A 26104-nucleotide genomic window follows, 5' to 3' on the forward strand; every position below is an offset into this window, starting at 1 on the left:
ATGACTCCTCTCGCCGTCGCCGATCCGGGCACCCTGGTCCAGTCCGTCGACTGGGTGGCGATCGCGCCGCCGCTGGTCGCGGCGCTGGCCGGTCTGGTGGTGCTGGTCGCCGATCTGTTCTTGAAGGGGAGTCAGAAGAAGGCGCTGTCCTGGCTCGCGATCGGCGGGCTGACGGCGGCGCTCGCCGCCCTGCTCCCGCTCGCGCTGGGCTCCGGCACCCGCTCGACCTTCTGCCTGGCCGACGGCGGCTGCTCGTACACGGCCGACCACTTCGCGCTGGCCTTCCAACTGCTGGCGCTGGGCGGTGCGCTGATCGCCGCGCTGCTCTCGGCGCACACCGTCGACAAGGACGGGCTGCCCGCCGGTGAGTACTGGTTCCTGCTGCTCAGCAGTGCCGCCGGGGCCGCCCTGCTGCCCGCCGCGCGGGACCTGGCCACCCTGATCGTCGCGCTCGAGGTGGCCTCGCTGCCCGCCTTCGCCCTGGTCGCGCTGCGCCGGGACGGCCGGGGCGCGGAGGCCGCGCTCAAGTTCTTCCTCTCCTCCGTCACCGCCACCGCCGTGATGCTGCTCGGCGTCAGCTTCGTCTACGCCGCGACCGGCACGCTGCACCTGTCCGCGATCGCCGAGGCGCTGACCACGGCGCCCGGTCAGCTGAAGCACCTGGCCGAGGCGGGGGCGGTGCTGACCCTGGTCGGCTTCGCCTTCAAGACCGCCGCCGTGCCGTTCCACTTCTGGGTGCCGGACACCTACGTCGGCGCCCCGGTGCCGGTCGCGGGCTACCTCTCGGTGGTCGGGAAGGCCGCCGGCCTGGCCGGTCTGGCCCTGGTCACCACGGTCGCGTTCCGCCCGTACGGGCACACCTGGGGCCTGGTGCTGGCGGTGCTGGCCGCCGTCACCATGACCGCCGGGAACGTGGCCGCGCTGCGCCAGCGCGCCGCCGCCCCCAACGGTGCGGTCCGCCTGCTCGCCTGGTCCTCCGTCAGCCAGGCCGGCTACCTGCTGGTGCCGCTGGCCGCCGCCGGGTACGCCGGTGACGACCACCCGGTCGGGGCCACGGTCGCGTACGCGCTGGTCTACGGCGTGGTGAACCTCGGCGCCTTCGCCGTGGTCGCGGCCACCGGGCACTCCCGGCTGGACGACTTCCAGGGCCTGTTCGCCCGCAACCGCTGGGCCGCGCTCGCGCTGGCCTTCTTCCTGCTCTGCCTGGCCGGGCTGCCGCCGGGCGTGGTCGGCCTGTTCGGCAAGGTGGTGGTCTTCCGCGCGGCGGTGGACGCCGGTCTCGGCTGGCTGGCGGTGGTGATGGCGGTCAACGTGGTGGTCGCGCTCTACTACTACCTCACCTGGACGGCCAAGCTCTTCGCCACCGCTCCCGAGGCCCCCCGGACCCGGATCCCGGGCCCGCTGACGGCCACCCTGGCCCTCACCGCCTCGGTCGCGGCCGTGCTCTCGGTGGCCCCGCAGCTGGTGCTCCAGGTGGTCTCGGGCACCCTGTTCTGACCCCGCTCCGGCCGGTGCCGGGAACGAAGCCGCCTCGTCCTGCCGTTGATCCTGGCAGAGGGACGATTTCAGAAGGCTTCCCACCGCACCACTTGGAGGGCCTGCGTGCACCGGCAGCACAACGGGTTGAGGACGGCTGCGCTGATCGGCGGGCTGTCGGCGCTGATCCTGGTGATCGGCAGCTTCTTCGGCCGGACGGGCTTCGTGCTCGCGCTGCTCGTCGCCCTCGGCACCAACGCCTACGCGTACTGGAACAGCGACAAGCTCGCGCTGCGGGCGATGCGGGCCCGCCCGGTCAGCGAGATCGAGGCGCCGCAGCTGTACCGGATCGTCCGGGAGCTCTCCACCTCGGCCCGGCAGCCGATGCCCCGGCTGTACATCTCGCCCACCCCGGCCCCGAACGCCTTCGCCACCGGGCGCAATCCGCGCAACGCCGCGGTCTGCTGCACCGACGGCATCCTGCAGCTGCTGGACGAGCGGGAGCTGCGCGGGGTGCTCGGCCACGAGCTGAGCCACGTCTACAACCGGGACATCCTGATCTCCTCGGTGGCCGGGGCGCTGGCCACGGTGGTGATGTTCCTGGTGAACTTCGCCTGGCTGATCCCGTTCGGCCGGAGCGAGGACGACGACGGACCCGGCCTGTTCGGGATGCTGGCGATCATGATCCTCGGCCCGCTCGCCGCGAGCCTGATCCAACTGGCCGTCAGCCGCTCCCGGGAGTACCAGGCGGACACCGACGGGGCCAGGATCACCGGCGACCCGCTCGCCCTGGCGAGTGCCCTGCGCAAGCTGGAGACCGGCACCCAGCGGCTCCCGCTGCCCCCCGAGCCCCGGCTGAAGACCGCCAGCCACATGATGATCGCCAGCCCGTTCCGGACCGGCGAGAGCGGCACCCGCTTCTTCTCCACCCACCCGCCGATGGCCGAGCGCATCGCCCGCCTGGAGCGGATGGCCGGCCACCGGCTGCCGTGAGACCTCAGTCCCGGTAGACGCAGAGCGCCCAGAGCACGAAGGCGCTCAGCGCGATCGCGATCAGCGACCAGACCGGGTAGTAGGGCAGGAAGAGGAAGTTCAGCACCAGGTTGAGCGAGACCAGGGCGATGCCGACCACCCGGCCCCATGCCGCCCCGCTGATCACCCCGTAGCCGACCACGGTGAGCACCACGCCCAGCAGCAGGTGGATCCAGCCCCAGGAGGTCAGGCTGAACTCGAAGGTGTAGTGCGGGGTGGCCAGGTAGACGTCGTCCCGGGCGATCGCCACCACGCCCTGGAGGATGCCCAGGACGCCGTCGATCAGCATCATCACGCCGGCGAACAGCACCAGGCCGGTGACGGCCGTCGTGTTCCTGCGTCCGCCGCCCGGCGCGGGGGCGGCTCCTGACGGGTCGTAGTACGGACCGGATGCCTGGGCCATGGCTGCCTCCTGCGAAGAGCTGACAATGTGACAGTTTGTCCCAGTATGTGAGGAAGGTCAGTGTCCGGCATGTCGAGCCGCCCGGCGCGCCGGGCGCAGTGGACGATGGAGCACCCGGCGAAGGGTTCGGCATGAGCCGTCACCGTTTCCACCTCGACCACGGCGGCCACTCGGTCACCGTCAACCTCCGGCACGGTCTGCACACCGAGATCGAGTTGCTGGTCGACGGCAAGGAGGTCGGCCTCCAGCGGGTCCACGGCCACGGCCCGTGGACCATGGCCGACGTGCTGCCCGACGACCCGCCCAAGCCCTTCACCGTCCGGATCACCCAGGACGACGGGCCCGGCTGCGTGCTGCTGACCGACGGCCTCGAACGGCCGATGCCGACTACGCCCGACTGAGCTCCGCCCGGTCCGGCGGGTTGGCCCCGGCCCGGGAGACGGTGACGGCGGCGGCCCGGCCGGCCGACCGCAGCAGCGCGGCCAGCTCGGCGGCGCCGAGGGCGGCCAGGCCGGGACGGGCGGCGGCGCCGAGCAGGCCGCGGGCGGCGAGCAGGTCCAGGACGGCCGCCATGAAGGAGTCGCCCGCGCCCACGGTGTCCACCACGGTGGCCGGGGCGGCGGGCGCCGCGGCGGTGGCGTGCCGGGTGTAGGCGGCCGAACCCGAGGCGCCCCGGGTGATCAGGACCAGGGCCGGGCCCAGCCCCAGCCAGTGCTCGGCGACCTGCTGCTCGGAGCGGTCCGGGTGGAGCCAGGCGATGTCCTCGTCGCTGGCCTTCACCACGTCGGCCAGCGCCACGCACCGCTCCACCTCGGGCCGCACCTCGGCGGGGGAGCCGAGCAGGGCGGCCCGGATGTTGGGGTCGTAGCTGACCGAGGCGCTCGGCCGCAGCCGCTCGGCCAGCGCGCGGGCGGCCGCCGCGCCGGGGGCCAGCACGGCGGCGATCGAGCCCAGGTGGACGTGGTCGACGGCGGCCGGCGGCTCGACCGGGCGCAGCGACCAGTGGATGTCGAAGGTGTAGTCGGCCCGGCCGTCCGGGTCGAGCAGCACGATCGCGGTCGGCGTGCGGACGCCCTGCTGACCGTCGGTCAACAGCTCCACCCCGGCCGAGCGGAGGTGGGCGGCGATCAGCCCGCCGACCCGGTCCGGCCCGAGCTGGGTGAGCAGCGCGGCCCGGTGCCCCAGCCGGGCCAGCCCGTACGCGACGTTGGCCGGGCTGCCGCCGGGGTGCGGGACGTCCGGCTGCCCGGGGGTGCGGACGATGTCGGCCACGCTCTCGCCGATGACGAGGAAGGACGGGGTGGAGGTCATGGCCGTCGGGCTCCCGGTGGGGTGAGGCGGGTCGTGGGCGGAGTTCACGGTACCGATCACCCTGGTTGCGGGGGAGTGCGGCGGCTACGCTGGCCGCTCCTGGGGCGGGAGGTGGGCGTGGTGGGGGAGGGCGAGCTGCTGGCCGAGCTGCTGGCGGCGGTACGGGACCTGGCCGGGCGGCCGGCGGCCCGGTCGTGGCTGGTGCGGCTGGCCTCGGCCGCGACGGTGTCGGCCGAGGCGCTGCGGGCGGCGGTGGAGGCGGCCGGGCTGGACCCGGACGAGGGCTTCCAGGGCTGGGTGGCGGCGGGCCCCGGGGTGTCCGGCGCGCAGGAGCGGCTGGACGGGCTGGCCGGGCGGTGCGCGGCGGAGGAGGGGCCGGAGGGGCTGCTGATCCTCGCCCAGGGCGTGCCGGAGGCGGAGGTCGCGGCGGCGCTCGGGCCGGACGGACGGGTCGCCGTCGGGCTGCTCCGGATCGGGCCGGACGCCGCCCGGGAGACGCTGCGGGACGCCCGGGCCGCTGCGGCGCTGGCGGCCGGCCGGGCCGGGCTCTGGCGCTACCAGGACCTCTGGCCGCTGACCGCGACGGCCACGGCGGCCGACCGGCTCGACCCGCTGCTCGCCCCTGCCGTCGCCACCGCCCGGACCTTCCCCCATCTCGCCGACGCGGTACGGGCGTTCGCCGACCACGGCTTCGCGGTCGGCCCGGCGGCCCGGGTGCTGCGGGTGCCCGCCGACACCCTGATCCGCAGGCTGGACCGCTGGCAGCAGCTCACCGGCGCGGACCTGCGGACCCTGCCCGGGCTGACCGCCTCGCGCACGGCGGTCGAGCTGGCGGCGCGCGGGCGCTGAGGACGCGGGCGCCGGGCTCAGCCGGTCGCGGGCGGCAGGCCGGCGCCGGTGCGGAACGCGGTGAGGGCGAGGGCGAGTTCGACCACGTGGGTCGGTTCGGCCAGGCGGCGGCCGGTGAGCTGCTCCAGCCGCCGGATCCGGTTGAGCACGGTGTTGCGGTGGCAGTAGAGCCGGTCGGCGGCGGTGGTGGCCGAGCCGCCGGACTCCAGCCAGGCGCCCAACGTGTCGAGCAGCGAGTGCCGTTCGGCATGGGGGAGGGCGAGCACCGGGGCGAGCAGCCGGGTCAGCCGCTGGGCCAGCTCGGGCTGGGCCACCAGCAGGGCGGCCGGCAACCGGTCGTCCAGGTGGGCCAGTTCGGGTCCGTCGGCGGTGCAGGTCTGGAGGGCGGTCTCGGCCAGCCAGCGGGCCCGGCCGAGGTCGGCCAGCGAGCCGACCGCCGGGCTGACCCCGACCCGGACCGGCTGGCTGCCCAACTGCCGTCCGATCTCCGCCGGTTCGTGGCCGCGCAGCTGGACCAGCGCCACCTCGCGATCGGCGTGGATCCGCCACAGGAACCGCGGCCCGTCCGCGGCCTCCCCGCCCGGCTGGCCCTGGCCGGTCCGCGGCTGGTGGAAGGCCCCGGGCAGCGGTCTCAGCACGGCCACCGCGTACCGGCCCCGCTCCGGCAGGCCGAGCCGGGAGACCGCCTCCGGGATCGAACCGGTGGCCACCCCCGAGCCGTCCAACAGTGAGTCCAGCAGCGCGTTCCGCCGGTCCTGGGCCCGGGCCGCGCGGGCGGCGGCGGCACTGCGGTACGACTCGGTGACGGCGTCGCCGATCTGGTCCAGCACGTCCCACAGATCGGCCGCCAGCGGCAGCAGCTCGGGCAGCGCCTCGGGGTGGTCGGCCCGGACCAGCTCGGTCACCCGCAGCCACATCAGCCGGCCGCCCCGGCGGTAGGCGTGCAGCAACGAGGCCAGCGGCAGCCCCTGTTCGGCCCGGCGGCGGCCGGTCACGGTGGCGTCGGCCAGGTCGACCGACAGCCCCTGGGCACGGTCGATCAGGGCTGCCAGCGCCTGGCAGAGGTTGTGCTGGACCCGGGCCCTGAGCTCGGCCGGCGGCACCAGCTCGGCGTACGCGGCGTCCTGGCGGAGGATCTCGGAGGTCAGCTGGTGCGCCACCGCCGGGAAGCCGGCCACCAGCGGGCGGTGCACCAGGCCGACGATCCGGAGCGCCTCGGACCGGCCGGGGGCGATGGTTGTGGCCGGAGCATCCATGGCGCTCTCCTTCGCTGTCGTCCGCAGGGGCTGCGCGGCAGGTCAGCGTGGCACGGAAGCCCGGGTGCCGATAGCCCCGCGGCGCGGACGGACCGCCGGACTGTGCGGGTGCACAGTCGGGCGGGGCGCGGGTTGGGGCGGTGCAGCGGATCGGGGCGGGGGGCTTCACCGGCCCGGTCGGCGGGTGTTCTGCTGCCGACCGCCGACCACCTTCGAACAGGAGACCCCCGTGCTCAGCACCATGCAGCGGCACCACCTGACCGTCACCGGCCTGCTGCGGCACGGTGCCACCGTGCACGGCCGCAGCGAGGCGGTCACCTGGGACGGCGGCACCGCCCGGCGCACCGGCTACGCCGAGACGGCCGCCCGGGCGGCCCGGCTGGCCGGCGCCCTGCGCGCGCTCGGGGTGGACGGGGACCAACGGGTCGCCACCCTGATGTGGAACCAGCAGGAGCACCTGGAGGCCTACCTCGCCGTCCCGGCGATGGGCGCCGTCCTGCACACGCTCAACCTCCGGCTGCCCGCCGACCAGTTGGCGCACATCGCCCGGCACGCCGAGGACACGGTGGTGATCGTGAGCGCCGACCTGGTCCCGGTGCTGCCGACGGCCCCCTCGATCGAGCACGTGGTGGTGGTCGGCGCGGCCGAACTCCCGGTGCTGCCGGGGGTCGTGGTGCACGACTACGAGTCGCTGCTGGCCGCCGCCCCGGAGCGGTTCGACTGGCCCGATCCGGACGAGGACTCGGCGGCGGCGATCTGCTACACCTCCGGCACCACCGGCGACCCCAAGGGGGTGGTGTACTCGCACCGTTCGGTCTACCTGCACTCGATGCAGGTCTGCCTGCCCGAGGCGCTCGGCCTCTCCGACACCGACCGGGCGCTGGCGGTGGTGCCGATGTTCCACGCGATGGCCTGGGGCCTGCCGTACGCGGCCTTCCTGGCCGGGAGTTCGCTGCTGCTGCCCGGCCGGTACCTCCAGGCCGCACCGCTGGCCGCCTTCGTCGCCGCCGAGCGCCCGACCACCGCCGCCGCCGTCCCCACCGTCTGGGCCGCGCTGCTGGCCCACCTGGACGCCGAGGGCGGCGACGTCTCCTCGCTGCGCGAGGTGCTGGTCGGCGGCGCGGCCTGTCCGCCCGCGCTGATGACCGGCTTCGAGCAGCGGCACGGGCTCCGGGTGGTCGCGGCCTGGGGGATGACCGAGACCTCGCCGCTGGGCACGGTGGCCCGCCCGCCGCAGTACGCCCGGACCGCCGGGGAGCAGTGGCCGTACCGGAACTCGGCGGGCCGCCCGCCGGCCGGGGTGCGGCTGCGGCTGACCGCCGAGGACGGCACCGTGCTGCCTCAGGACGGCGTCACGGTGGGCGAGTTGGAGGTCAGTGGCCCCTGGGTGACCGGTTCGTACCACCTGGTCGAGGCGTCCGACAGCTTCCGGGACGGCTGGCTGCGCACCGGCGACCTGGGCACCCTGACCGCCGACGGCTGCCTCCGGCTCACCGACCGGGCCAAGGACGTGATCAAGTCCGGCGGCGAGTGGATCTCCTCGGTCGAGCTGGAGAACCAGCTGATGGCCCACCCGGCCGTGCGGGAGGCGGCGGTGATCGGCGTACCCGACCCGCGCTGGGACGAACGGCCGCTGGCCGCCGTGGTGTTGACCGAGGAGCTGGACCCGGCCGAGCTGGCCGCCTTCCTCGGCGGGCGGATCGCCCGTTGGCAGCTGCCGGAGCGCTGGACCGTACTGGCCGAGATCCCGAAGACCGGGGTCGGCAAGTTCGACAAGAAGGAGCTGCGGGCCCGCTACCGTGCGGGTGAATTGGACGTCACGGTCCTCGACCGCCGGGAGGCGTCCACAACCTGACGGAGTCGCAACTGGCGGTCCCTCAGGTCTCCCCGGCGCTCGGGTGCCCCATCCGCCCCGAAGCCGCTCCGCGCCACGCCCGCGGCGGGACCGAACGGGCGGCCCGGACCAGCCCGTTCGTCCCCCGGCCCGGCCTGCGGGGATGCCCCGGCGGACCCGCTCCCGCACGGTAGTCGGGCCGTGCGGCCGCCGGGTTCCCGGGGCGGAACGTGACCCGGGTCACGCGGGGAAATGCGGCCGCGACCCCGGCGGAAATGGCCGACCCGACCCTGTGAAGGCCGCAACACGGGTGCAACGATGGGCCCTCATGGAGCTGGGGAGAGCTGTTCGGGGGGCACGGGCCGCGATGTTCGCGGCCGTCTGCGTGCTGCTCGCCTCCCTCGGGCACGTGCTGATGTCCGGTACGGGCGTGGCCTGGTGGGCACCGGTGGCCGGGTTCGCCGCCGTCGGCGGCCTGGCCTGGTGGCCGGCCGACCGGGAGCGCGGGCCGCTGCTGGTCACCGGCCTGACGGTCGGGGCCCAGGCCGGGCTGCACACCCTGTTCTCGCAGGCGCAGGCTGCCGCCGCTCCGGTCCTGGCCGACCGACCCGCTCACCACATGGCCGATATGACGGGCATGCAGATGGGCGGCCACAGCCACCACGCCGGGCCGGCCATGGAGGTGCACCCGCAGCTGCTCGGCGGGGGCGCGGTCGGCATGCTGACGGCGCACCTGCTCGCCGCCCTGCTGATGGGCCTGTGGCTGTCGGCCGGCGAGCGCGCCGTGTTCCGGCTCGGCCGGACCCTCGCCGCCCGGCTGCTGGTGCCGCTGCTCGCCCTGCTGCCGGCGCTGCTCCGGCTGCTGCGCCTGGTGGTCCGCCCGCCGCACCGGCCGCGCCCGCGCCCGGCCCTGTTCCGCACCGTGCGGCGGCTGCGGCAGCAACTGCTCGTCCACGCCCTCACTTCTCGGGGACCGCCCGCCGGGACAGCTGTCCGCTGACAGCAGTCCCCCGACGCCCGCGTCCGCCGACGCCGTACCCGTTCCGGGTGCGGTGGCGCTCCCGCGTGCCTCGGGTCCGTCCCCGCGGCCGACCGCCGCCCCCGTCTCCGAGAAGGACCTCCGGCGATGACTCCTGCCCTGATCCAGACCCGTACCCCTGCCCACCCCCGCACCCCGCGGTTCCAGCCGCCGCGCGACGACCAGGCGGTGACCGCCTGGGCGCTGGCCGCCCGGGACGGCGACCCGGCCGCCGTCGACACCTTCATCCGCTCCACCCAGCAGGACGTCCGCCGCTACGTGGCGTACCTGAGCGGCGATCCGCAGGCGGCCGACGACCTGACCCAGGACACCTACCTGCGGGCGCTGCGCAGCCTGCCCCGGTTCGAGGGCCGGTCCTCGGCGCGGACCTGGCTGCTGTCGATCGCCCGCCGCACCGTCGCGGACCGGTTCCGGTTCGCCGCCGCCCGGCCCCGGCTGCTGGACACCACCGACTGGCAGGCCGCCGTGGAGGGGGCGCAGCCGTGCGGACTGCCCGGCTTCGACGAGGGCGTGGCACTGGCCGATCTGCTCGCGGCCCTGCCCGCCGAGCGGCGGGAGGCATTCGTGCTGACCGGTCTGCTCGGGCTGCCGTACGAGGAGGCCGCACTGGTCGCGGGCTGTCCGGTCGGCACCATCCGGTCCCGGGTGTTCCGGGCCCGGGCCGCGCTGATCGGCCAGCTGGCCGAGGCGGACGCCGACCGGGCGGCCTGCGCGGCCTGACCTGACGGACCCGGCCCCACGGCCCGGACCGCCGGGAACCAGGCGGCGGTCCGGGCCGACCAATGGGCCGTGAAGCACAGCGGAGAGCAGACGGCCCCGGCGGCGGCCGCCCGGACGACCCCCTCGGTCGGCCTCGACGTACGGCTGCGCGGCGTGGTGTGCCGGCACGGCCGGGTCGAGGCCGTCCAAGGGGTGGACCTGGACGTGGCGGCGGGCGAGCGGATCGCGCTGACCGGCACCAACGGCTCCGGCAAGACGACCCTGCTGCGGGCCCTGCTCGGCCTGCACCGGCCGGTCGCGGGCCGGCTGCTGGTGGGCGGCCGGGACACCGGGACTGCGGCGGAGTGGGCCTGGCGGCGACGGGCCTGCGGGTGGATCCCGCAGCGCCCCGCCGCCGGTCGCTTCCCGCTGCTGGCACGGGAGTTGCTGGCCAGCAGCGGTGCGCCCGGGGCGGCCGCCGGGGCGGCCGACCGGCTCGGGGTCGGACGGCTGGCCGACCGGCCGCTGACCGCGCTGTCGGGCGGTCAGCTGCAACGCATGCACCTGGCCCGGGCGGTGGGCTGCGTCGCGGCCGGCGCGGGCGTCCTGCTCGCGGACGAGCCGACGGCCGCGCTGGACTTCGCCGGGCAGGAGGAGGCCGCCGAGCTGCTCACCGGACTCCCGGTCACCCTGCTGGTGGTGACCCACGACCGGGCGCTGGCCGAGCGCTGCGACCGGACCCTGGAGATGGCGGCGGGCCGACTGCGGGAGGTCCGGTGAACGCGCTCGAACAGGTCGGCGCGCTGCTCCAGTTGGTGCCGGTCCAACGGGCCGGGGCGGGGCTGCTGCTGGCCAGCCTGGGGCTGCCGCTGGTCGGGGTGGTGATCGTCGGACTGGACATCATGCCGGTCCGGTTCGCGATGATGCACGTCGCGCTGCTGGGCATCGCGGTCGGCATGCTGCTGGGCCTCGACCCGGCGCTCTGCGCGATCGTCGCCTGCGCGCTCGCGGGTGCGGGGGTGGCCCCGCTGGCCCGTACCCCTGACGGCCTGTCAGGGGCGATGGGCCTGCTGATGAGCCTGGCGATCGCCGCCGCGCTGCTGGTGCTCTCGTTCTCCGGGGTCAACGCGAACGGGGCGTTCGCACTGCTCTGGGGCTCGATCCTGGCCGTCCGGCCGTCCGACCTGGTGGTGCTCGGTGTGCTGGCGGTGGTGGTGCCGGCGCTGCTCTGGCGCCGCCGCCGGGACCTGGCGCTGCTGCTGCACGACCGCGAGCTGGCCGTGGTCTCCGGCGTCCGGGTGGAGTGGCTGACCATGGCGCTGCTGGTCGTGGTGGCGGTCTCGGTCGGCGCCGCGATCCGGCTCACCGGGGCGCTGCTGGTGGACGCGCTCACCCTGCTGCCTGCGCTCGCCGCCCGCCGGCTGGGCCGTTCGCTCGGCTCGATCGCGCTCTGGGCGGTCGGCATCGGCGTCGTGGTCAACGCCGTCGGCTTCCTGATCTCGCTGGCCTGGGACCTGCCTCCCGGTCCGGTCCTCGTCCTGGCCGCCGGGGCCGTCGCCCTCGCGGCGCACCTGATACCCGAACGGAGAACCACCTCATGGCGTCGTCCTACCGCCTCCCCTTCCGGCCTGTCCTCGCACTGAGCCTGAGCGCGGGCCTGCTCGTGCTGACCGGCTGCGGCAGCTCCGCCGACACCGCTGCCGCCCCGAAGGCCGGCGGCCCGGTGGTGGTCGCCACCACCGCCTGGGAGGCCGCGCTGGCCAAGGCGGCCGGGGCGAAGGAGGTCAAGGTGCTGGTCCCGGCCACCCTGAAGCACGCGCCGGACTACGAGCTCAAGCCCTCCGACCTGACCACCGTGGCCGGCGCCGACTTCGTGCTGTACGCCGCCTTCGAGCCGTTCGCGGGCAAGGTCAAGGAGGCCACCGGATCGAAGGCCAAGGCGGTCGAGGTCACCCTGGACGACAGCCGGAAGGTGACCGCGGCCGAGGTCACCAGGCTCGGCGCGCTGTTCGGTACCGAGCAGGCCGCCGCGCAGTGGAACACCGCGTTCGCCGCCGAGTACGACCGGCTGGCGCAGCAGGTGAAGGCCAAGTGGCCCGGCGGCAAGGCACCGGTGGTGGTCACCCAGGTGTTCACCGGCTGGGCGGCCGACCTGGCCGGCGCCCAACCGGTCGGCAGCTACGGCCCGGAGGCGGTGACGCCGGCCCAGCTGGCCGAACTCTCAGGGAAGAAGCCGCAGTTCGTGCTGGAGAACGCGGCGATGTCGACCGGTACGGTGCTGCCGGGCTCCACCGCCAAGCAGCTGAACATCTCCAACTACCCGGGCCCGGACCTGGATCTGCTCGCGGTCTACCGCACGGCAGCCGGCCAGTTGGAGCAGGCCTTCGGCGCATCCTGAACCTCCCGGACCTCCTGAGCCGACCGTGGCGGCCCCTGCAAGGGGGCCGCCACGGTGCGTGGGTCAGACGCCCTGCAGGGCCAACTGCTGCTTCAGCGCCGCCCGGTCGGGCTTGCCCGCCGGGGTCAGCGGCAGCGCGTCCAGGACGAGCAGGTGCTCGGGGTGCTTGCGCCGCTCCAGCCCCCGGGCGTCCAGGTACGCGGAGAGCTCGGCGAGCGTCGGCGCCGGCCGCCCGGCCCGGGGGACCACGCAGACGGCCAGCCGCTCGCCCATCACCGGGCAGGGCACGCCGGTGCAGAGCACGTCGCGGACGGCCGGGTGCGCGGAGAGCTCGCCCTCGACCTCGGCGGGGCTGATGTTGGCGCCGCCCCGGATCACGATGTCCTTGAGCCGGCCGACCACCCGGAGCACGCCGTCCGGGCCGAGCACGCCGAGGTCTCCGGTGCGGACCCAGCCGTCCGGGGTCCGGTAGCGGTCGTTCAGCTCCGGTGCCCCGACGTAGCAGAGCGGGGTCATCGGGCCGCGTGCCAGGATCTCCCCGGCCGCGGCGCCGTCGGCGAGCGGGGCGATCCGGATGTCGGTGACCGTCGGGTCGGGGCGGCCGACCGCGATCCCGGGTCCGTCCGCCGGTTCGGTCCCGCCGTCCAGGCCGGTGTGGCAGTTGACGCCGTCGGCGGAGCCGTACAGGTTCACCACCGTGCAGCCGAACGCCCGCCGGGCCTCCTCCCGGGTGGCCGGGTCGAGCGCGGAGCCGCCCAGCACGAGTGCGGTCAGGCCCTCCGGCCTTTCCTGCTCGGTCAGTTCACCGAGCATCATCCGCACCATGGTCGGCACGCCCAGGACGTGGGTGGGTTGGTACTGGTGGATCGCGGCCAGCGCGGCGGCGGGGGTGAAGCGGTCCAGCAGGACCACGGTCCCGCCGTGCCGGGCCAGCACCACGGCGGTGCCGTTGCTGCCGAAGGCCGAGGCCAGCGGCACCAGCAGCAGGCAGCGCAGCTCCGAGCCCGGCCGGAGCAGCGAGCCGAGGAAGTTGCCCCGCCCGCCGGCCAGTGCGTTGTGCGAGTACGCCACCATCTTGGGCTCGGCCTCGGTGCCCGAGGAGACCAGGATCCGGGCGGCCGAGTCGGGGTCGGGTCTGGCCGGGGTGAAGCCGGAGGAGTCCGTGCCGAGCAGCTCCCGCAGCGGGAGGCAGCCGGCCGGCACCTCCCCGCGCCCGGCCGCGACCACCACCCGCAGTTCGGGCAGGGTGCCGATCAGCCGGGCGAGTTCACCGGCGTACGCGACGCCCTGGTGCTCGGTGACGGCGATCACCGCCCGGGCGCCGGAGCGGCTCAGCAGCGAGCGCGCCTCCCGGCCGCCCCGGCCGACCGGGAACGGCAGTGCGATCGCGCCGAGCGCCGCCAGGGCCAGGTCGGCGGTCACCGCGTCGCGGTTGTTGGGGAGTTGGACCCCAACGACGTCGCCGGGGCCGATCCCGGCCGCCCGCAGGCCGGCGGCCAGACATCGGACCCGGCGGTCGAGCGCGGTGTAACAGAGCTTCCCCTTGGCGTCGATGACGGCGGTGCGGTGCGGATCGGCCACCTGCCGGGCGCGGAACAGCGCGTACAGGTCGAGGTCGGGGTAGCTGCCGTCGGCGGCCCAGGCGCGGCGCTGCTGTGCCGGGACGAGGTCGTGCAGCAGGGGAGCCGTGGTGCGGAGCAGGGTGGTCACGAGAACCTCCAGGGCGTGGGGACGGCGAGGGCGCCGTGCCGGTCGCGGGTCAGGGCGCCGTCCAGCCGGGGGTCGGTGGCCAGCGCGCGCAGGTCGGTGGTGACGGCGGTGGCGGTCAGGCCCTGGGCCCGGAGCACCGCCACCGCCTCGGTGGTGGGCCGTCGGCGCAGGCCGGCGGCCGTGGCGGCGGCCCCGGCGGCCGAGCCGTCGGCGGGGGCGACCCAGCCGTCGGCGGTGCGCAGCGGACGCCGGAATCCGGCCGGTCGGCGGGCCCGCAGCCGGGTGGCGGAGGCGGTCAGGGTCTCGGCCGCCCCGAGCAGCGAGGACTCCACCCGGACGCCCCGCCCGGTGCGTTCGCGCAGCAGCAGCCCGGCCAGCACCGCCTCGGCGCCGTGCAGGCCGCCCAGGACGTCGATCAGGGTCATCAGGGACGGTGCGGGCGCCTCGTCGGCGGCCCGGACCACCTCACCGACGCCGGTACGGGCCTGCACCATGAAGTCGGTGCCGATCGGCGCGCCCGGGAGCCGGCCGCCCCAGCCGCCGGTGTAGGCGTACACCAGGCCGGGGTTGGCCGCGCCGAGCGCGTCGGCGTCCAGGCCGAGCTGCTCGGCCTTGCCGGGGGCCCAGTTGTGCAGGAACACGTCCGCTCCGGCTGCCAGTTCGGTCAACTCTGCTTGCCCGGTGCGCGACTTGATGTCGATCTCGACCGCGCGCTTGCCCCGGTTCAGGGCGAGCCAACGGGCCGAGACGTCGTCGCAGCACGGCGGCATGCCGCGCAGCGGGTCCCCGCCCGGCGGCTCGATCCGCAGCACGTCCGCGCCGAGCAGGCCCAACAGGTGGGCGGCCAGCGGGGCCTGGATGCGGCGGCCGGCCTCCAGCACGGTCAGGCCGGTGAGCGGGAGGGCCGGGCCGGCGGGCAGCCGCGCGGCCCGGTCGGCCGGCCGGCCGAGGTCGAAGTCCCAGGGGGCGGCGGGGCCCGGGCCGGTCGGCGGGTGCAGCCGGCAGACCTCGGCGCCGGAGCCGGCCGCCGCCTGCTGGACGGTCGGCCAGTCGGCCGCCCTCGCGGCGGCGTGCAGCTCTGCCGGCAGCGGCGCGGTCGCGGTGGCGTACCGGAACTGGAACGGGCGCCAGCCCGTCCGGACGGCCTCCGGCGGTGCCCCGAGACGGCGCCAGAACGCGGCCCAGCTGCCGGGCTCCAGCGCCTCCAGCTCGAACCGGACACCGTCGGCGCTGGTGAACGGCGGCCCGCCGGGGCCGAGTTCGACCGCCTCCTGCTCGTCCGCCGCGGCGGCGGCCAGGTACTGCGAGACGGTCAGCAGCGCCGCCCGGTCGGCCCCGGTGGCCACCGAGGTGGTGCTCCCGCCCCGGGCCTGCGCCAGCAGCGCGGCGAGCAGGCCCTGCACGGTGAGCACCGAGGCGCAGGTGGCGGCGTAGTCGGCGGCCAGTCCGCGCGGTGCGCCGTCGCGCCGGCCGTGCACGTGCGAGATCCCGGTGAGGGCCTGCACGGTCGCCTCGTCGGCGGCGTCCCCGGGCGGGCAGAGGTCGGCCCAGGAGGTCTCGGCGCGGACGCCGCCCGACACCTCGAAGTGCGCGGTGGGGCCCGGGACCAGGCTGCTCTCCACGGCGGCCCCGAGCGCCCGCAGGTGGGCGGTGGCGGGCCCGGTGAGGGCCGCCGGGCCGAACGCGCGCAGCCGGACGTCGGTCAGCGGCGGCGCTGCCCGGACGGGGGCAAGGGGGGCCATGGCTCTCCTCTCGGCGGCCGGACGGCGGCCGCGCGGTGGTCGGGCCGGTCGGGGTGTCCCAGCCGGTCGGGCCCGGGAACCAGCGGCCGTCGGCGGCCGACCAGCTCCACAGTCGAACTGTCGTGCTGCCGGCCCACCGGGTTCCCGGCAGATGCGGAGGAACTTCGTGAATGATCACAAACCGGTCGGAGCCCCGGCCGCGGCCGGCCTGCCCGAGTGCCCGGCCGAGCTGCTCGAACTGCGCAGCCGGGTGGCGGAGTTCGTCCGGAGCAGGGTGATGCCGGTCGAGCCGGTGCTGGACGCAGGCGGCCCGGCGGCCCGGACCGAGCTGACCCGGCTCCAGGCCGAGGCCAGGGCGGCCGGGCTGTGGGCCCTGCCGCTGCCCGCCGAACTCGGCGGCCAGGGCGTCCCGTTGGCCGCCTACGCGCACCTCGCGGAGGCCGAGGGGACGAGCGACCACGGCCCCGCCGCGCTCGGCTCCGCCCCGCTGCTGGACGTCCTGATGCTCGACCGCCATGCCGCCCCGGCCGTCCGGGAGCGGTTCCTGCGCCGGATCACGGCCGGGGAGGTCCGGACCTGCTACGCGATGACCGAGCCCGACACCCCCGGTACCGACCCGGCCCGGACCGCGACCCGCGCCGAGCCGGGCCCCGGCGGGCAGTGGACGCTGCACGGCCGGAAGTGGTTCACCAGCGGCGCGGGCGAGGCGGATCTGGTCACGGTGCTGGCCAGGACCGCCCCTGACGAGCTGTCACTGCTGCTGGTCCCCACCACCGCCCCCGGCTTCCGGGTGCTGCGCGAACTGCCGGTGCTGGGCGCGGGCGGCCAGTGGGAGATCGAGCTGGACGGCGTCACCGTCCCGGCCGGGCACCTGGTCGGCGAACCGGGCGCGGCGCTCCGGATCGCGGGCGAACGCCTCCGGCTCGGCCGGGTGCTGCGCTGCCTGCGCTGGCTCGGACAGGCCACCCGCGCCTTCGAGTTGATGTGCGAGCGGGCCACCACCCGGCAGCAGGGCGACGGCCGGCTCGCCGACCGCCAGCTGGTCCAACAGCTGGTCTTCGACTCGCTGCTGGCGATCCGCACCACCCGCCCGCTGGTGCACGAGGCGGCCGCCCGGCTGGCCGCGGGGCAGGACGCCCGGGTGGAGACCGGCCTGGCCAAGGTGGCGGCGGCACGGATGCTGTACCAGGTCGCGGACGCCGCGATCCAGGTCCACGGCGCCGCCGGACTCGGCCCCGACACCCCGCTGCCCGCCCTGTTCCGGGCCGGCCGGGCCGCCCGCCTGCTGGACGGCCCGGACGAGCTGCACATCGCGGCGGTCGCCCGCCGGGTCCTGCGGCCCCAGGCCTCGAACGGCCCGGACGCCAGGAAGATTTCGCCCCAGAGCAGTTGGTGACGGGCCGCCAGGCCCTGCCCGGCTCCGGCGCCCCCGCCGGGGTTCTGCGGTCTCAGGCCTCGAACGGCTCGACCAGTCCGGTCAGGATCGCCAGTCCGAGGGCCAGGAAGAAGTCGCCCCACACCAGTTGGTGCCGGACCGCCAGACCGTGTCCGGCGTCGTAGCAGCCGTCCAGCAGCCGCCCGTCGCGCAGATGACGGCTGGTGAGCCGCTCCAGGATGCGGACGGCGGCGTCCCGGGCCCCGGGCAGCGGCTGCTCCAGTGCGGCCAGTTTGAGCAGGGCGACCGCCTCGATCGCCGCCGCCGAGGTGTCGGCGGCCGGGCTGCGGGCGGCCAACAGGCCCGTCACCATGGTCTGTTCGCCGCCGAGTACGTGCAGACCGTCGGCCGCGCCGAGCAGCAGCCAGGGCACCGTCCGGCTCCAGCCCGGCGGCGGTTCCGCCCCGGGCAGCCAGCCCCCGTCGGGCCCGGCCTGCCAGCACGGACGCGGCGGCTGCTCGCGCAGACAGAGCTCCAGGTGCCGGTCCAGGTGCGAACGGGCGGCCGCCGCACCGGCGTTGCCCGCCATGGCCAGCAGCGGTACCAGTCCGGGTACGCCGTCCGCCCGGGCCAGCAGCCGGGGGCCGCCGAAGGCGTCGCCCCACGGCACGACGCCCGGTCCGGGTTCGAAGGCGTCCAGGCAGGCGAGCGCCGCCCGGTCCCGCAGCCCGGCCCCGGCCGGTCCGGCCAGTGCGGTGCCGTACCAGAGGATCAGACCGCGGGTCGCGGTGTCCCGCTCGACCCAGTCGGCCAGCCGCCCGGTGCAGTCGACGGCGGCCTGCCGGTCGGCGGCCGCGCCGGTGGCCCGGGCCCGCAGCCAGAGCAGCCCGGCCCAGAACCCGCCGGTCCACGAGCCGCGTCCGGTGGTGGTCCAGCGGCCGCCGTCCGGCCGGCGGTCCGTCGGATCGGCGTACAGCGGGAAGCGCGGCCCGACCTCGGCCGCCGTCGCCCCGGCCCGGGCGAGCACCGCGCTCAGGGCCGGCCCGGCCCACTCCGCCGGCTGCCGCTCGATCCGGCTCACGCGACCGACACCCGGGCCCGCCGCAGCGCCGGCGGCGCCGCGACCAGCGCCGCGCCCGCGAACTCCACCGCCACCAGCAGCCAGCCGGGCCCGTACCCGGCCGCCGACACCAGCAGCCCGAACAGGGCCGGTCCGACCGCGAACCCGGCGAAGAACCCAGCCGCCACCAGCGCCGAATCCTGCCCGGCCCGTCCGGGCTCGGACCGCTGCATCACCAGCACCATCGAGACGGCGTTGGCCGACACCGCGAAGACCCCGACGGCCACCGCCCCGACCCAGACCAGCGCGGGCAGCGGACCGGCGGCGGCGAACAGCAATGCCGCCCCCACCGCGCCCGCCGCCAGCAGCGCGGGCAGCCGCTCGGCCCGCCCGGGCCGCCCGGCCGCCCGGGACCAGCCCACCCGGCCGACCACGCCCGCCACCCCGAGCACCGCCACCGGCAGCGCCGCCACGGTGGCGGACAGACCGAGCCGCTGGGTGCCGAACAGGGCGAGGTAGGTGTTGACCGAGGCCACTCCGCAGCCGAGCAGCAGCGAGAACGCGGCCAGCCGGCCGACCACCCGGCCCGGCGGCAGCTTCGGCGCATCCGGGGCCGGTGGCGGGTCCGGCGGGAGTACGGCGGCCGCCCACCCCGCCGCGAGCAGGGCGGCGGCCGCAGCGGTCCACACCGCGCCGCGCCAGCCCGCCCCGGCTGCCAGCAGGGTCAGCGGCAGCCCGGCCAGGAAGGCGCCGAACTGCACCCCCGACTGCTTCCAGCCCAGCACCGGGGCCCGCCGCTCCGGCGGGAAGCAGGCCAGTACCGCCTTGTTCGTCGCCGGATTGGCCAGCGCCTGCGGCACCCCGCCCAGCGCCACCGCCAGGAACAGCACGGCCGTCCCCGGTGCGGCGCCGATCAGCCCCAGCGCCACGGCGGTGATCAGCAGCAGCGCGACCGTGGACCGGCGCGGCCCGAGCCGGTCCACCAGCCGTCCGGCCACCGGCGACAGCAGCGCCGCCAGCCCGAACCCCGCCGTGGTGGTCAGCCCGAGCGCCGTCCGGGAGACGCCCAGCTCCGCGACCAGCCGCGGGCCGAACGCCCCGAGCAGGAAGAGCTGGAGCATCGAGAACGCCATCGTGCAGGTCAGCAGCACCGTCACCGCCGGTCGTGACGATCCGTCACGCCTCATCCGTACCCTCCCTCGGTCGGGGCACCCGAGGGCCCGGGCAGTCAGTCGTACCGGGGGGAGGCCGGGTTCCCGGACACGGGCCTGCCGCTCACCCGTCAGGGGGTGAGCGGCAGGCCCGGTCCGTGCGGTGTCCTGCTCAGGCGAGCAGCTTCTCCTTGGCCTTCTGGAACTCGTCCTCGGTGAGGGCGCCCTGCTCCTTCAGCGCCGCCAGCTTGGCGAGCTCGTCGACACCGCCACCGCCCGCCGCGCCGCCGCCGGTGCCGGCCGCCTTGCGCACGTACTCCTTGAACGCGGCGTCGGCCTTCTGGGCCTGCTCCCGGTCCCTGGTGTTCATCGACCCGCCGCGGGCGATCAGATAGACGAGCACTCCGAGGAACGGGAGCAGGATCACGAAGATCAACCACCCCGCCTTGCCCCAGCCGCCCATGTCGTCACTGCGGAAGATGTCCGTGATGATCTTGAACAGCAGGAAGAACCACAGGATCCAGAGGAAGAGCCACATCATGGTCCAGAAGAGGTTCAGCAGCGGATAGTCGTCCATGGAAGCTCCCAGTCACTCGCGGCACAGGTACCGGATTCGGCCGTGCCACCACAGTGAGCAGCTGCGGGCGCCGCCCGCTCGCGGGGCCGGGCCAGGTTGCGCCGTCCGGGGTACTGCGCCCCGCCCAGCGGCGATTTGTCGGATATGTTCGCATTCATTGACCGGTGGAAGCTGCAGCGGAGAGGTGAGTGAGCGCATGCCAAGGGGTCTCACGGTCGACACGGTCGGGCCGGTGGATGTCGCGGTGATCTCGTTCGACGGCAACAGGTTCAACGGGGAGGTGGCTCCCGCTCTGCTGGAGCTCCAGCAGAGCGGGACGGTCCGCATCCTCGACCTCACCTTCATCAGCAAGGACAGTGACGGTGCGGTCTCCGTGCTGGAGGTGGAGGACTCGGCTGCCGCCGAGGCCTTCGAGCGGGTCACCCAGGCGGAGTTCGACCTGCTGAGCGAAGAGGACCTGGCCACCGTCGCCGCCGGTCTCGAACCCTCCTCGTCGGCCCTGGTGGCGGTCTGGGAGAACACCTGGGCCGCCCGGCTGTCGGCCGCGCTGCGCGACTCCGGCGGTGAGGTCCTCCTGCTGGAGCGGATCCCGCGCGGGGACGTGGTGCAGGCCATCACCGCACTGGACGAGGAGAGCTGATCGCGATGCGTCGACGTGTAGGAAGGCCCGGCCTGCTCGGCACCATGGCCCGTACCGCCGTGGTTGCGGGCACGGCCACCGCCGTCTCCGGACGGATGCAGCGGGGTGCGGCCGAGCGCAGCGCCCAGGAGGAGCAGGCCGCCGCCTATCAGCAGCAGGCCCTGGTCGACCAGGCGGCAGCCCAGCTCGCCGCCCAGCAGGCCCAGGCGCAGGCGCCGGTTGCCGCCGCGCCGTCCGGGCCGGACCGGGTCGCCCAACTCACCGCCCTCGCCGAGCTGAAGGCCAACGGCCTGCTCACCGAGGCGGAGTTCACCGCCGAGAAGGCCCGCGTACTCGGCAGCTGAAGCACCGTCAGGGCCGCCCGCGCGGGCGGCCCTGACGGCTGTCCGGGCTACTCCTTGTGCTGCAGCGTCCCCAGCGGTTCGGGGTCCGCCGCCAGGGCGGTGGCCGCCCGCTTCCAGTCGGTGTCCCCGCCGCCCAGCGCGTGGTGCAGGAAGGCCGCGCCGAGCTGCTGGATCAGGGCGACCCGGGCCGGATTCGCGTCCGTGGTCTCGGCGGCCTCGTACCCGGAGACGCCGCCGAGCGAGTGCTCCGCCCCGAACAGGGTGAGCAGGCTCTTGCTCCCCGGGCTGAGGACGTACGGGTCGGTGAACCAGTCGGGTCCGCGGGTGGACAGGTGGGAGTGGTCGCTGTCCCCCGCCACGATGAGGGCGGGCGCGGCCATGGTGTCGAAGGACGGCTTCATGAAGGGGAAGTGCTCGGCGGCGAACGGGACCAGGTCGTCGCCCAGGCCGGTCAGGGCGAGCAGCACCCCTGCGGTGACCCGGGGGTCGGACAGGTCCTCGCCGGGGACGCCGTCGGCGTCCAGGACCCGCGCGCCCAGCAGCGTGCTCGCGCTCTGGGCTCCCCAGGAGTGGCCGGCCACGGCGATGCGGCTGTGGTCGACCCGGCCGGCGAGGCCGGGCAGGGCGGCTTCCAGGGTGTCGAGCCCGTCCAGCACGCGCTTGAGGTCCTCGATCCGGATCCGCCAGATCTGCGGGGTGCGCGGGTCCTCGGCCGGGATGCCGAGCGTCCTGGAGTCGAGGTGGGTGGGCTGGAGGACCACGAAGCCCTGGGCGGCCCAGCTGTCGGCGAGCGGGGCGTAGCCGTTCATCGACGAGCCGTAGCCGTGCGAGAAGACGATGACGGGGAGGCCGGTGCCGGTCGCGGGGGCGGACACCCGGACCTGGAGGTCCTCGCCGCGCCCCGGTGCGGTCAGGACGACGGGCTGCGCGGACAGCACCACGGCGGGCGGTGCTGCGGGCTGCGGTGCGTTCGTGGTGCTGGAGCCGGACATGGCCGTGCCTTCCGTTCGGGTTCATCGCAGGCTTGGTCGGCGGGTCCGGTTCTGCCATCATGGGCAAAACGGAACCTCGTTCCGCAATGACGATACGGAACGCCGTTCCGTTTTACAAGCTTCGGAGAGGGGCCTCGCCGTGACCGACGACGACCGGCAGGGAGACACGGCCGGGTCCAAGCGCAAGGACGTCCGCCGCAATCAGCAGACCCTGCTGGAGGCGGCTGCGGCGGCGTTCGTCGCCTCGGGCGTGGAGGCGCCGGTGCGCGACATCGCGAGCCGGGCCGGCGTCGGCGTCGGCACCGTCTACCGGCACTTCCCGACCCGGTCGGACCTGGTGATCGCCGTCTACCGGCACCAGGTCGACGCCTGCGCCGAAGCCGGCCCGGTCCTGCTGGCAGCCGGTCCGACACCCCATGTCGCCCTCGAACGGTGGGCCGACCTCTTCGTCGACTTCCTGGTCACCAAGCACGGCCTCGCGGCCGCGATGCAGGCCGACAACACCGGCTTCGAGGCGCTGCACGCCTACTTCCTGGACCGCCTGCTGCCGGTCTGCGCCGAACTCCTCGACGCTGCCGCCGCCGCGGGCGAGCTCCGCTCCGGCCTCACCGCGTACCAACTCATGCGCGGCATCGGCAACCTGTGCATCGGCGCGGAGAACGACCCCGACTACGACGCCCGCCGCCTGGTCGCACTCCTCGTCGCCGGGCTGCGCTGACCGCGCCGACCGCGACGGCCCGTCCGGACACGCCCGTCCGGTCGGGCGGTGATACGAACGCCTGCGGGAGCGGCTCGTGGGAGGGTGGTGGCATGAAGGTGATCGAATTCGTGCTGAATGTCCTCTGGCTGATCTTCTGCGGGATCTGGATGGCCCTCGGTTACGCCCTCGCCGGGATCATCTGCTGCATCCTCATCGTCACCATCCCGTTCGGCGTCGCGTCGTTCCGGATCGCCGGGTACGTCCTCTGGCCGTTCGGGCGGACCACCGTGGAGCGGCCGGACGCGGGGGCGCCGTCCTGCGTCGGCAACGTGATCTGGCTGGTCTTCGCGGGCTGGTGGCTGGCGCTCGGTCACATCGCGACCAGCATCCCGCTGTTCCTGTCGATCATCGGCATCCCGTTCGGCTGGGCCAACCTCAAGATGATCCCGATCTCGCTGATGCCGCTCGGCCGCGAGGTGGTCTCCACCGACGAGAAGTTCGGCGGCCGCTGAAGCCTCCGGCGCGGGGCGCCGGTACGGCTGCGGGTACGGTGACCGGGTTCCGACGTTCGTTCGAGGGATCAGGTCGTCTTGCCCAGTTGGCGTACCACCATGACCGCTGCCGCCGTCACCGGGGCGGGGCTGCGGTCCGACTACACCGCCGCCGCCCGACGGGTGCTGCGGCGGGAGCAGGCCCCGTACCTGGCGCTGCGGCTGCTGGCGGCCCCGCCGCTGGTGCCGTACCTGGTGAGCGGGCTGGCGTTCATGAACCTGGTGGACGACGTGGCCGAGCAACACCCGGACCGGCTGCCCGAGTTGGGTGAGCGGGTGGCGGCGGCGCTGGGCGGCGGTCGGAGTGCGGACCCGGTGCTGCGGGCGTACGGGCACGCGGTGCGGACCCGGGGGCTGCCGGGGGAGTGGGTGACCCGGTTCCTGGCGGGCGCCGCCACCGCCGAGGCGGGGTTCAGCGGCTTCGGGACGGAGCAGGACTACCAGCGGTACCTCGACGCGTACTCGCTCCCCGGGCTGGTGGTCTTCAGCGGGCTCCAGTACGAGGGCGGACCGGACCGGGAGCAGGCCGAGGGGCTGCGCCGGTTCGTGGACGCGGCCCAGCGGGTGGACTTCCTGGCCGACCTGGCCGGGGACCTGGCAGCGGGGCGGCTGTGCATCCCGCGCGAGCGGCTGGCCGAGTTCGGCGTTGACCGGGCCGAGTTGGAGCAGGGGCGGGACACCGCCGGGGTGCGGGCGCTGCTGGCGGACCAGCGCGGCCGGGCCCGGGCGGCGCTGACGGCGGCGGCGGACGTGAGCGGGCTGGCCGCGCCCGGCCTGCGCCCGGTGCTGCGGGCGATGACGGAGCTGATGGCGCACCAGCTGGCCGCGGTGGAGCGGGCGGGGCCCGGCGCGCTGCGGCGGGACGTGGGCTACGGGGTGCTGGCGCCGCTGCGGATCCTGGCCCGGGCCCGACGGTCCGCTGCCACCGGCTGACAGGCCGACAGGCTCTCAGTGCGGCCCGGCCTGCGACGGGGACGTGGTCGCCGGGGCGGGGCCGACCCGGGCCCGGAGGATCGTGGCGGTGGCCTCGTCCGCCGGCAGGAAGGCCTCCAGGCGCAGCTCGGCGAGCGTGACGTCGAGTGCGGTGGCGAACGACGTGATGGTGGTGATCAGCCGCAACTCGCCCGCTGGGGAGGCGAGTCGGAGCGGGACGGCGAAGCCGAGGTGGTCCGGGTCGGGCGCTGCGGGCGGCAGGTAGGACTCCAGCTCGGCGATGAAGGCGGCCAGCCGGGGGTCGTTGCCGCCGCCCTCCAGCGCGCGGCGCATGTTCTCGGTGACGTGGCGGCCCCACTGGGGCAGGTTCCGTACGCGGCGGGCCAGCCCGTCGGGGTGGAGCAGCAGCCGGATCATGTTCACCGGCGGTTCGAGCAGTTCGGCCGCGACGTCCTCGGTGAGCAGATCGACGGCGCTGTTGGCGGCGACCAGCTCCCCGTACGGGCGGAGCACCAGGGCCGGGTAGGGGAGGTGGCCCTTCAGGATCACCTCCAGCGCCTCGCGGACCGGGCCCAGCATCGGGGTCTCCAGCCGCGACTCGGGGTACACGGGGGCGTAACCGGCGGAGTTCAGCAGGGAGTTGCGGTCGCGCAGCGGCAGGTCGAGCGACTCCGCGATGCGGATCACCATGGTGCGTCCGGGCCGGGAGCGGCCCCGCTCCATGAAGCTCAGGTGTCGCTGGGTGGTGCCCGCCCGCAGGGCCAGGTCGAGCTGGCTGATCCTGCGCTCGGTCCGGCGGCGGCGTAACTCGGCGGGAAAGGCGCTGGGTTCGGTAGCGGTGCTCACCGGACGGTTATAGCCAACCCTGCCGACACCCGGCCATTCCCTGGACGGAATTGTCCGGCTGCGGCGGACCCCGCAGGATCGGTGCCGTGACCCGGACCAAAGGCGCCGTCCACGCCAGGCCCCTTTGGCAGCAGGTCAGTTGTCGACCGAGGAGCGAAGACCGTGAAGAGCTACCACATCACCGCCGCCGGCACCGCCGCCGCTGCTCTGACCCTCCGCGAGCACGCCGTACCCGAGCCCGGCCCCGGCGAGGTGCTGGTGCGGATGCGGGCCAACGCGGTCAGCTTCCGGGACCTGCTGATCCTGGCCGACGACTACCCGCTGCCGGTCCGTCCCGACGTGGTCGCCGGGTGCGAGGGCGCCGGTGAGGTGGTCGCCCTCGGGACGGGCGCCGGCACCCTGGCCCCGGGCGACCGGGTCGCGCTCACCGTCTTCCCGGACTGGGTGGACGGCCCGTTCGGGCTGGACCGCGCCGCCCAGTTGGGTTCCTGGCTGGACGGCACACTCACCGAGTACCGGGTGGTCGCCGAGCGTGCACTGGTCCGGATACCCGACCACCTGTCGTACGAGGAGGCGGCCGCGCTGCCGCTCACCATGCTGACCGCGTGGAACGCCCTCACCGGCGGACGGCCGCTGCTCCCCGGCGAGACCGTGCTCACCCTCGGTACGGGCGCGGTCAGCCTGGCGGCCGTCCAGCTGGCGGTGCAGGCCGGGGCCCGGGTGATCGCCACCACCTCCGGTGCGGCGAAGGCCGTCCGGCTCAAGGAGCTGGGTGCGGACGAGGTGATCGACCGCACCGCCGAGCCCGACTGGCACGAGGTGGTACGGGAGTTGACCGGCGGCCGGGGCGTGGAGCAGGTGGTGCACGTCGCGGGAGCGCTGGACCAGTCGCTGCGGGCGACCGGGCTCGGCGGCGAGATCGCGTACGTCGGGTACCGGGTGGCCGACACCCCGACCGGGCCGGCGGTGGACGCCCGGCTGCTGTTCGCCGCGGGGGCGCAGGTGCGGCCCGTGGCGGTCGGCAGCCGAGCGCAGTTCACCGCGCTGAACCGGGCGGTGGCGGTCCACCGGACCCGTCCGGTGATCGACCGGGTGTTCCCGTTCCTGGAGGCCCCGGCGGCCTTCCGGCACTACCGGGAGGGCCGGCCGTTCGGCCGGGTGGTGATCAGCCACGGGTAGCGGCGGG

At 75.4% G+C, this 26104-nt stretch carries 27 protein-coding genes; 17 read left to right on the plus strand and 10 right to left on the minus strand.

What is annotated here, in order from left to right; genetic code table 11:
- Both ABT118_RS03770 and htpX read left to right on the plus strand, forming a co-directional pair.
- On the plus strand, window positions 1–1497 hold the full coding sequence (locus tag ABT118_RS03770; protein WP_350644670.1) for an NADH-quinone oxidoreductase subunit N: 1497 nt from the start codon (window positions 1–3) through the stop codon (window positions 1495–1497).
- 105 nt (window positions 1498–1602) lie between these two features.
- Window positions 1603–2469: a zinc metalloprotease HtpX gene (gene htpX / locus ABT118_RS03775; protein ID WP_350644672.1), complete on the plus strand. Its 867-nt coding sequence runs from the start codon at window positions 1603–1605 to the stop codon at window positions 2467–2469.
- Between the two features lie 4 nt (window positions 2470–2473).
- On the opposite strand, the gene ABT118_RS03780 is transcribed toward htpX, so the two are convergent.
- Window positions 2474–2911: a DUF7144 family membrane protein gene (locus ABT118_RS03780; RefSeq protein WP_350644674.1), complete on the minus strand. Its 438-nt coding sequence runs from the start codon at window positions 2909–2911 to the stop codon at window positions 2474–2476.
- A gap of 131 nt (window positions 2912–3042) precedes the next feature.
- On the opposite strand from ABT118_RS03780, the gene ABT118_RS03785 reads away from it, so the two are divergent.
- Complete coding sequence (locus ABT118_RS03785; protein WP_350644676.1) at window positions 3043–3312, plus strand: hypothetical protein; 270 nt, start codon at window positions 3043–3045, stop codon at window positions 3310–3312.
- Here ABT118_RS03785 and ABT118_RS03790 read toward each other — a convergent pair.
- On the minus strand, window positions 3299–4222 hold the full coding sequence (locus ABT118_RS03790) for a PfkB family carbohydrate kinase (RefSeq protein WP_350644678.1): 924 nt from the start codon (window positions 4220–4222) through the stop codon (window positions 3299–3301). The genes ABT118_RS03785 and ABT118_RS03790 overlap by 14 nt on opposite strands.
- Before the next feature lie 117 nt (window positions 4223–4339).
- On the opposite strand from ABT118_RS03790, the gene ABT118_RS03795 reads away from it, so the two are divergent.
- Complete coding sequence (locus ABT118_RS03795; RefSeq protein ID WP_350644680.1) at window positions 4340–5071, plus strand: helix-turn-helix domain-containing protein; 732 nt, start codon at window positions 4340–4342, stop codon at window positions 5069–5071.
- A 17-nt stretch (window positions 5072–5088) separates the two neighbouring features.
- Here ABT118_RS03795 and ABT118_RS03800 read toward each other — a convergent pair whose 3' ends face one another.
- Entirely contained in the window at window positions 5089–6327 is a 1239-nt protein-coding gene (locus ABT118_RS03800; protein ID WP_350644682.1) for a PucR family transcriptional regulator, read from the minus strand.
- Between the two features lie 229 nt (window positions 6328–6556).
- Between ABT118_RS03800 and ABT118_RS03805 the strand changes: the two genes are divergently transcribed.
- From ABT118_RS03805 to ABT118_RS03830, 6 genes are all read left to right on the plus strand, one after another.
- The gene (locus tag ABT118_RS03805) at window positions 6557–8182 is read left to right on the plus strand and encodes a long-chain fatty acid--CoA ligase (protein ID WP_350644684.1); all 1626 of its coding nucleotides are present in this window, start codon (window positions 6557–6559) and stop codon (window positions 8180–8182) included.
- Between the two features lie 307 nt (window positions 8183–8489).
- Window positions 8490–9161 carry a hypothetical protein gene (locus tag ABT118_RS03810; protein WP_350644686.1) on the plus strand — a complete coding sequence of 224 codons (672 nt, stop codon included), beginning with the start codon at window positions 8490–8492 and terminating at the stop codon, window positions 9159–9161.
- A 126-nt stretch (window positions 9162–9287) separates the two neighbouring features.
- Window positions 9288–9920 (plus strand): sigma-70 family RNA polymerase sigma factor, encoded by a 633-nt coding sequence (locus ABT118_RS03815; protein WP_350644688.1) that lies wholly within the window; start codon window positions 9288–9290, stop codon window positions 9918–9920.
- 144 nt (window positions 9921–10064) lie between these two features.
- The gene (locus ABT118_RS03820) at window positions 10065–10679 is read left to right on the plus strand and encodes an ATP-binding cassette domain-containing protein (protein WP_502884481.1); all 615 of its coding nucleotides are present in this window, start codon (window positions 10065–10067) and stop codon (window positions 10677–10679) included.
- Window positions 10676–11542 carry a metal ABC transporter permease gene (locus tag ABT118_RS03825; protein ID WP_350644690.1) on the plus strand — a complete coding sequence of 289 codons (867 nt, stop codon included), beginning with the start codon at window positions 10676–10678 and terminating at the stop codon, window positions 11540–11542. The genes ABT118_RS03820 and ABT118_RS03825 overlap by 4 nt, the downstream gene beginning before the upstream one ends.
- Entirely contained in the window at window positions 11497–12297 is an 801-nt protein-coding gene (locus ABT118_RS03830) for a metal ABC transporter solute-binding protein, Zn/Mn family (protein ID WP_350644691.1), read from the plus strand. The genes ABT118_RS03825 and ABT118_RS03830 overlap by 46 nt, the downstream gene beginning before the upstream one ends.
- A gap of 63 nt (window positions 12298–12360) precedes the next feature.
- Here ABT118_RS03830 and ABT118_RS03835 read toward each other — a convergent pair whose 3' ends face one another.
- Window positions 12361–14007 carry an AMP-binding protein gene (locus ABT118_RS03835; protein ID WP_350644693.1) on the minus strand — a complete coding sequence of 549 codons (1647 nt, stop codon included), beginning with the start codon at window positions 14005–14007 and terminating at the stop codon, window positions 12361–12363.
- A complete protein-coding gene (locus ABT118_RS03840; protein WP_350644695.1) occupies window positions 14004–15749 on the minus strand; it encodes a CoA transferase in 1746 nt (581 codons plus the stop codon). The genes ABT118_RS03835 and ABT118_RS03840 overlap by 4 nt, the downstream gene beginning before the upstream one ends.
- Window positions 15750–15915: 166 nt before the next feature.
- Between ABT118_RS03840 and ABT118_RS03845 the strand changes: the two genes are divergently transcribed.
- Entirely contained in the window at window positions 15916–17145 is a 1230-nt protein-coding gene (locus tag ABT118_RS03845) for an acyl-CoA dehydrogenase family protein (RefSeq protein ID WP_350644696.1), read from the plus strand.
- Between the two features lie 52 nt (window positions 17146–17197).
- Here ABT118_RS03845 and ABT118_RS03850 read toward each other — a convergent pair whose 3' ends face one another.
- The 3 genes from ABT118_RS03850 to ABT118_RS03860 form a co-directional block, all read right to left on the minus strand.
- Entirely contained in the window at window positions 17198–18205 is a 1008-nt protein-coding gene (locus tag ABT118_RS03850; RefSeq protein ID WP_350644697.1) for a sugar ABC transporter permease, read from the minus strand.
- Entirely contained in the window at window positions 18202–19371 is a 1170-nt protein-coding gene (locus ABT118_RS03855) for an MFS transporter (RefSeq protein WP_350644698.1), read from the minus strand. Before ABT118_RS03855 ends, ABT118_RS03850 begins: the two co-directional genes overlap by 4 nt.
- Window positions 19372–19507: 136 nt before the next feature.
- Complete coding sequence (locus ABT118_RS03860; RefSeq protein ID WP_350644700.1) at window positions 19508–19912, minus strand: SHOCT domain-containing protein; 405 nt, start codon at window positions 19910–19912, stop codon at window positions 19508–19510.
- 196 nt (window positions 19913–20108) lie between these two features.
- Between ABT118_RS03860 and ABT118_RS03865 the strand changes: the two genes are divergently transcribed.
- Together ABT118_RS03865 and ABT118_RS03870 are read left to right on the plus strand one after the other, a co-directional pair.
- A complete protein-coding gene (locus tag ABT118_RS03865; protein WP_350644701.1) occupies window positions 20109–20552 on the plus strand; it encodes a DUF6325 family protein in 444 nt (147 codons plus the stop codon).
- Window positions 20553–20557: 5 nt separating this feature from the next.
- Complete coding sequence (locus ABT118_RS03870; RefSeq protein WP_350644702.1) at window positions 20558–20896, plus strand: SHOCT domain-containing protein; 339 nt, start codon at window positions 20558–20560, stop codon at window positions 20894–20896.
- A 47-nt stretch (window positions 20897–20943) separates the two neighbouring features.
- On the opposite strand, the gene ABT118_RS03875 is transcribed toward ABT118_RS03870, so the two are convergent.
- Window positions 20944–21888, minus strand: coding sequence for an alpha/beta hydrolase family protein (locus tag ABT118_RS03875; protein ID WP_350644703.1), 945 nt, complete (start codon window positions 21886–21888; stop codon window positions 20944–20946).
- A 139-nt stretch (window positions 21889–22027) separates the two neighbouring features.
- On the opposite strand from ABT118_RS03875, the gene ABT118_RS03880 reads away from it, so the two are divergent.
- The 3 genes from ABT118_RS03880 (at window position 22028) to ABT118_RS03890 (ending at window position 24072) form a co-directional block, all read left to right on the plus strand.
- A complete protein-coding gene (locus tag ABT118_RS03880; RefSeq protein ID WP_350644704.1) occupies window positions 22028–22606 on the plus strand; it encodes a TetR/AcrR family transcriptional regulator in 579 nt (192 codons plus the stop codon).
- 92 nt (window positions 22607–22698) lie between these two features.
- Window positions 22699–23100: a YccF domain-containing protein gene (locus ABT118_RS03885; protein WP_350644705.1), complete on the plus strand. Its 402-nt coding sequence runs from the start codon at window positions 22699–22701 to the stop codon at window positions 23098–23100.
- A 99-nt stretch (window positions 23101–23199) separates the two neighbouring features.
- Entirely contained in the window at window positions 23200–24072 is an 873-nt protein-coding gene (locus tag ABT118_RS03890) for a squalene/phytoene synthase family protein (RefSeq protein ID WP_350644707.1), read from the plus strand.
- A 15-nt stretch (window positions 24073–24087) separates the two neighbouring features.
- On the opposite strand, the gene ABT118_RS03895 is transcribed toward ABT118_RS03890, so the two are convergent.
- Window positions 24088–24918, minus strand: a complete 831-nt coding sequence (locus ABT118_RS03895; RefSeq protein WP_350644708.1) for an MmyB family transcriptional regulator — start codon at window positions 24916–24918, stop codon at window positions 24088–24090.
- Window positions 24919–25080: 162 nt separating this feature from the next.
- Between ABT118_RS03895 and ABT118_RS03900 the strand changes: the two genes are divergently transcribed.
- Complete coding sequence (locus tag ABT118_RS03900) at window positions 25081–26097, plus strand: zinc-dependent alcohol dehydrogenase family protein (protein ID WP_350644709.1); 1017 nt, start codon at window positions 25081–25083, stop codon at window positions 26095–26097.
- Window positions 26098–26104 lie beyond the last annotated feature (7 nt).

It is taken from the genome of Kitasatospora sp. NPDC002040 (genome assembly GCF_040296785.1).
Classification (GTDB): domain Bacteria; phylum Actinomycetota; class Actinomycetes; order Streptomycetales; family Streptomycetaceae; genus Kitasatospora.